We start from the raw sequence: 6332 nt of genomic DNA, 5'->3' as shown, positions 1-6332 counted from the left end.
GGGATCGGCGGGTCGATCCGCACCGGCCGCCGTCGGCTGGTCACCGTCGCCGTCGGTCCGCGACCCGCCGGCACGCATGGTCATGGCCGGAGGGAGCAGGACCACCGGCGGCGTCCGATGCCGGCGCTCGGAACGGCCGGAACCCGGCCGGCGGTCCGCGCGAGCGCCGCCGACGTCCCCGTCGGGCGGTTGCGCCCCGGACGTGACGGGTCGGGCTGGGTCGCCGGATTCCGCGGACCGAGGCGCGATCCGCTCCCGATCTCCGGCCGGAGGCTCATCCGACCAGGAGCGCCCGCGCACCCGCATCACCCCAGATCGTGCTCTCTGCCCCGTCAAAACGTTCCGACTTATCCAGCGCCCGACTCTCACCCGGGGTGACAATTCCTCCACCCGGCCGACTTGCCAGGGGATTCGTCGGCACCGGCAACGCCGCGAGCCGAGGCTCTTTCATCAATCCAGCAGTGACGGACGAACCGTAACAACAACGCACGAAGAGCGATGTCGGCGGCCTCGGCTTATCACGGACAGCAACGATCATCCGCATCGACACCAAACCCCTTCCGCTCCGTGGGAAGCAGCCGGCAGCCGGCGACCGCCGGCAGGCCGGACGCCCGCGCCATCGCGGGATCCACCAGTCAGGACGCGGTACCGGTCAGGTGAGTTGCCGGGCCTGCGAAGATCTGGCACTATTTACCGTTCATTCGCCACGAAGGTGGGCCGCGTGGTGCCGTCACCCGACGGCCTCCGCCGTCGGCGGTCGGGCCTGTCCAGGGCCGCCCGCTGGGGCCGCAGCGATGCGGCGAGGGGCGTCGACGGGCGTCCTGGCCAGCGTAAACGGGCGCGGCAGAGGCTCCGGGGGACGTGGCGGCCGCGGGGGCAGCGCGGACTGCGCCGGGCGACGGCGTGGCGGGAATCTCGCGGGGGCGTGGCCGCTGGCGCGGAGATCTCGTGCGGAGCAGGCGTCGACGACCCGCGAAAGGCCACCAAGGTGGCCCGGGCCGGCCCCGCGGCAGCATCGCCAAGGGGGTCGGCAGCAAGGCTGGAAGGGACACTTCCGGCAGGCAGCGGGGCATACGGTACCGTTGCGACGGCAGTGCCGGGGGGACGCTGATGAAGGCGGTCCGCCGCTGGTATCCATCAAGAAACAGCAGATCAAGAAACGGCAGAGGGGGATCACGCCCGCGCGCGCCCTTGAGCGCGGGCGAGCGTGCGATGTCCTTACGCGGGAGCGCGCCATCCCGCGCACCGGGAACGACCGGCGGCTGTCCCCGTCGGCCCCGGCATCGGTCGGCGAAGGGCTGCAGGCCCCCCACGGGTTACCCGCAATGTACTGCGGTCCAGCGAGGACCATGCCATGAGCGCCCATCCGCCCCACCGAGCCCGACCGGGGCATGAGCACGGGAGACGCAAGCCTTGAGCATCGAAAGCGCCAAGACCACCGAGATCCCCGACGCTGCCGACATCCCGGTCGTCATCCTCTGCGGCGGGATGGGTACCCGGCTGCGGGAGGCCAGCGAAAAGCTGCCGAAGCCGCTGGTGGACATCGGCGGCAAGCCGGTGCTGTGGCACATCATGAAGACGTATGAACACTACGGCTTTCGCAAGTTCGTGCTCTGCCTCGGCTACAAGAGCGACCTGATCAAGAACTACTTCCTGGCCTACCGGGCACAGGTCGCCGACTTCACCCTCACGCTCTCGGACGACCACACCCCGCAGTTCCACAACGCGGTGGGCGACGAGAAGTGGGAGGTCACCTTTGCGGAGACGGGCCTGCTCACCGGCACCGGCGCCCGCCTGCGCCGGGTCGCCCAGTACCTGACCGGGCCACGGTTCATGCTCACCTATGGCGACGGCGTCGGCGCGATCAACGTCGACGCGGTGTTGGCCGACCACCTCGAATCCGGCCGCCTCGGCACCGTCACCGGCGTCCGGCCGTCGAGCCGCTACGGCGAGCTGGAAACCGAGGGCAACGCGGTCACGCTGTTCGCCGAGAAGCCGCCGCAGACCGGCTGGGTGAGCGGCGGTTACTTCGTCTTTGAGCGCGAGTTCATCGACAAGTACCTCGACGACGACCCGGCGCTGCTGCTGGAGCGCCACCCGCTGCAGCAGCTCGCCCGGGACGGCCAGCTCACCCTGCACAACCACGACGGGTTCTGGATGGGCATGGACACCTTCCGGGATTGGACCGAGCTCAACCAGCTCTGGGACGCCGGGGCCGCGCCGTGGCGCGTCTGGGCCGACTGAGAAGTCCGGACGGATCCGCGACGATGACCGAATCCGCATCCGCGAGCGTGGCCGGGACGACCGGCCACGCCGGCGACCACGACGACGCTGCGCTGCCGGCCGACCCGGGCCGCTGGCTGCACGATTTGATCGCCGACCTGCTGCCGCCCCTGCGCAGCATCACCGGCGAGGGTGTGCGCACGACACTGCGCACCGTCGCCCGGGCGCTCGGCCCCGAGGTGCCGCTCACCGTGCACGAGGTGCCCAGTGGCGCGCCGGCGCTGGACTGGACCGTCCCACGGGAGTGGAACGTCGGCTCGGCCCGGCTGATCGGCCCCGACGGCAAGACCGTCGTCGACGCCGCCGACAACCCGCTGCACCTGCTGGGTTACAGCACGCCGGTACGCGCCCGGATGCCCCTCGACGAACTGCGCCCGCACCTGTTCTCGATGCCGGACCGGCCGGACTGGGTGCCCTACCGGACCTCGTACTACAACGAGAACTGGGGCTTCTGCCTGACCGACCGGCAGCTCGGCGCCCTGCCCGACGGCGAGTACGAGGTCGAGATCGACACGACGCTCACCGACGGGTCGCTGACCTACGGCGAGATCGTGCTGCCGGGCGAGACATCCGACGAGTTCCTGATCACCACGCACACCTGCCATCCGGCGATGGCCAACGACAACTGCTCGGGCATCGCCACGGCGACCCTGCTGGCGCGGGCGCTGGCCGCCGGGCCGCGGCGGCACACGTTCCGGCTGCTGTTCATCCCGGGGACGATCGGCTCGATCACCTGGCTCGCCCGCAACCGGGACTCGGTCGACCGCATCCGCCACGGGCTGGTCCTGACCGGCCTCGGCGACCGCAGCGACCCGACCTACAAGCGCAGTCGCCGGGGTGACGCCGCCGTCGACCGGGCCGCCGCGGTGGCGCTGGCCGAGACGGGCCGGCCGCACCGGGTCGTCGACTTCTCCCCCTACGGCTACGACGAGCGGCAGTTCTGCTCGCCCGGCTTCGACCTGCCCGTCGGCCGGTTCGGCCGCGGCCAGCACGGCGAGTACCCGCAGTACCACACCTCGGCCGACGACCTGGAGTTCGTCACGCCCGAGTCGCTCGCCGACTCGTTCGCCCTCCTGCGGCGCACGATCGAGATCTGCGAGCGGAATCGGACCTGGCGCAACACCGCCCCGTACGGCGAGCCGCAGCTCGGCCGGCGCGGCCTGTACCGGGCTATCGGCGCGACGATGAACCGCCAGGCCATCGAGATGGGCCTGCTGTGGGTACTCAACCTCGCCGACGGCACCCGCAGCCTGCTCGACATCGCCGAGCGCGCGGACCTGGCGTTCGACACCGTCGCCGAGGCCGCGGATGCGCTGGCCGGCGTCGACCTGCTCGCCGAGGCGGGCGTTGACCCCGCGGATGCGCCCGGTGGCTGACCTTGACGGCAGCCCCAGCCGGTCGGCCGGTCGGCCGGGGCGATCCGACGTTGTCGGACCGGTCTGGACGATCGTGCTCGCCGGCGGCGGCGGCGCCCGCTTCGGTGGCCCGAAGCAGTTCTTCGATCTCGGCGGCGAGCCGCTGCTCGCCCATCCGGTTGCCGCGGCCCGCGCGGCCAGCGACGGCATCGTCGTGGTCGTGCCCGCCGCGGCGGTCGACGGCTGGTCGCCCCCGCCCGGCGTCCACCTGACGACCGGCGGTGCCACCCGGGCCGAGTCCGTGCGGGCCGGGCTCGCGGCCGTGCCGATGGACGCCGGCATCATCGTGATCACCGACGCCGCGCACCCGCTGGCCACCCCCGCCCTCTACCGGCGCGTCGTTGACGAGATCCGGGCCGGGGCCGACGCGGCCGTACCCGGCCTGCCGCTCACCGAGGTGGTCAAGGAAATTCGGGTCGTCGGCGGGATTCAGGTCGCCGGCGCAGTCGAGCCCACGGGCGGGGTCGGTCCCTCCCCCAGGCTCGTCGCGGGGGCGTCGCTGCCGCGAGAGACCCATCGGCTGGTACAGACGCCGCACGCGTTCCGGGCGGACCTGCTGCGCGCCGCGCACGCGGGCGCCCGCGAGGCGGTGGAGGACTCGGCGATGGTCGCCGAGGCCGGCGGCCTGGTCGTCGTCGTACCGGGCGAACCCGCCAACATCCATGTCACGACGCCGGACGAACTCGCCATGGCCCGGCTTCTTCTCACCCACGTCCGTTCCGAGGGGAAATCCGATGAGTTCGGTACTGGTCGAGTCCACGCTGTCCGATGACGAGCGGCGGGCCAAGCTCTACCAGGGCGACCTGTTCGTCTACGCACCCAGGCCAGCGACCCGCGAGTTCGTCGAGTTCAGCCGCGGGCTGATCCGCGAGGCGTTCGGCAGCCTCGACCCCGAGACGGCGCAGTACCACATGCCCGTCGAGGAGTACGCCGCCCTGCTCGCGGAGCTCAAGCCGCGGTTCATCCACCACCCCACCTGCAAGGAACTGCTACCGGCGATCCTCACCGAGCACGGCGTCGACCCGGAGAAGACGTACTTCGACGTGCCGCGGCTGCGGACCTCGACGTCGGACGACTACCTGACCTCCGGCATCGCCTACGCCTTCCACCCGCACCGTGATACCTGGTACTCGGCCCCGTTCTGCCAGCTCAACTGGTGGATGCCGATCTTCGACATCGTGCCGGAGAACGGTCTGGCCTTTCACCCGCGCTACTTCAGCCAGGGGGTGAAAAACGGTTCCCGCGACTACGACTACTACGAGTGGAACGCGAAGAACCGGGCGAGCGCCGCGAAGCACATCAAGTCCGACACCCGCAAGCAGCCGAAGCCGGAAGAGGAGGTGGAGATCTTCCCGCAGACCCGGGTGGTCGCGCCGTCCGGCGGCATGCTGGTCTTCTCCGCCGCGCAGCTGCACTCCTCGGTGCCGAACAACTCCGGGCGCACCCGGTTCAGCATGGACTTCCGCACCGTGCACGTCGACGACGTCATCAACCACATCGGGGCGCCGAACGTCGACTCCGAATGCACCGGCACCACCATGCGGGACTACCTGCGCAGCACGGATCTAAGCCGCATCCCCGAGGACATCTGCCTCAGCTACGACACCGCACCGCCGCGCGAAGGCGCCGTCCTGGTCTTCTCCCAGCCGTCGACGGCATGACCACCACGTCCCTCGGTAGCGCGAGCCCGTCCGCGGACGGGCTCGCGCTCGCCGGGCACGTCGCCGTCGTGACGGGGGCGTCCAGCGGCATCGGCCGCGCCACCGCGCTGCGCCTGGCCGCGGACGGCGCCACCGTGCTCGCCCTCGGCCGCGACCAGGCCCGGCTCGACGCCCTCGGCAAGGAGGCGACCGGGCCGGGCACGCTCGTGGCGCTGCGGCTCGACCTGACCGACGACGCGGCCGTCGCCGACCTCGTCGCCGAGGTCACCGCCCGTCACGGCCGAGTCGACCATCTGGTGCACAGCGCCGGGACCTACGCAGGCGCCCGGATGGACGCCGCGTCCCTGGCCGACCTCGACGCGCAGTACCTCGCCAACGTCCGCGCGCCCTACGCGCTGACGCAGCGCCTGCTGCCCGCGCTGCGGGTCGCGGGCGCCGACAGCGGGGCCGACATCGTCATCGTCAACTCCACGCAGGGTGTGCGCGCCGGCGCCGGCACCGGCCAGTTCGCCGCGACCCAGCACGCCATGCGCGCCTTCGCCGACAGCCTGCGCCAGGAGATCAACGCCGACGGCATCCGAGTCGCCACGATCCACCTCGGCCGCACGGCCACCCCGCGCCAGGAGACGATCTATGCCCGGGAGGGCCGGGAGTACGCGCCGGCGCTGCTCATCCAGGCCGACGACGTCGCCGACCTCGTCGACTACCTGATCCGGCTCCCGCCCACCGCCGAGATCACCGAGTTGCACCTGCGCCCGGCGAAGAAGAGCTACTAGGGGAGAGCCTTCCCCGTAAAGCGCCTTCGGCGCTTTACGGGGACCCCTGGCATCGGGGTGGTCGCGGGGTCTTCGTCGGATCGCCTTCGGCGATCCTCCTGGGACAGCCGGCAAGACCTTCGGCGATCCTCCGGCAATCGCCCGGCCAGCGAACCACGCCGGGCCGACGCCCGTCAGCCGGGCGGGGGCTGCGGAGA

At 71.6% G+C, this 6332-nt stretch carries 5 protein-coding genes; all 5 read left to right on the top strand.

The features are described 5' to 3' along the window. Positions 1-1413: 1413 nt before the first annotated feature. Genes NBZ83_RS29225 through NBZ83_RS29205 form a run of 5 tightly spaced genes read left to right on the top strand, consistent with a single transcriptional unit; the run spans position 1414 to position 6135 of the window. On the top strand, positions 1414-2244 hold the full coding sequence (locus NBZ83_RS29225) for a sugar phosphate nucleotidyltransferase (RefSeq protein ID WP_261568663.1): 831 nt from the start codon (positions 1414-1416) through the stop codon (positions 2242-2244). 23 nt (positions 2245-2267) lie between these two features. Continuing rightward, complete coding sequence (locus NBZ83_RS29220) at positions 2268-3659, top strand: DUF4910 domain-containing protein (protein ID WP_261568662.1); 1392 nt, start codon at positions 2268-2270, stop codon at positions 3657-3659. Beyond that, on the top strand, positions 3652-4470 hold the full coding sequence (locus NBZ83_RS29215) for an IspD/TarI family cytidylyltransferase (RefSeq protein WP_261568661.1): 819 nt from the start codon (positions 3652-3654) through the stop codon (positions 4468-4470). The genes NBZ83_RS29220 and NBZ83_RS29215 overlap by 8 nt, the downstream gene beginning before the upstream one ends. Then, the gene (locus tag NBZ83_RS29210) at positions 4433-5359 is read left to right on the top strand and encodes a phytanoyl-CoA dioxygenase family protein (RefSeq protein ID WP_261568660.1); all 927 of its coding nucleotides are present in this window, start codon (positions 4433-4435) and stop codon (positions 5357-5359) included. Before NBZ83_RS29215 ends, NBZ83_RS29210 begins: the two co-directional genes overlap by 38 nt. Next, on the top strand, positions 5356-6135 hold the full coding sequence (locus NBZ83_RS29205) for an SDR family oxidoreductase (protein WP_261568659.1): 780 nt from the start codon (positions 5356-5358) through the stop codon (positions 6133-6135). The genes NBZ83_RS29210 and NBZ83_RS29205 overlap by 4 nt, the downstream gene beginning before the upstream one ends. Positions 6136-6332 lie beyond the last annotated feature (197 nt).

The organism is Frankia gtarii (assembly GCF_025403375.1).
In the GTDB taxonomy this organism is placed as follows: domain Bacteria; phylum Actinomycetota; class Actinomycetes; order Frankiales; family Frankiaceae; genus Frankia; species Frankia gtarii.
The sequence above is the reverse complement of the archived record's forward strand: the minus strand, read 5'-3'. Positions and strand labels throughout refer to the sequence as shown.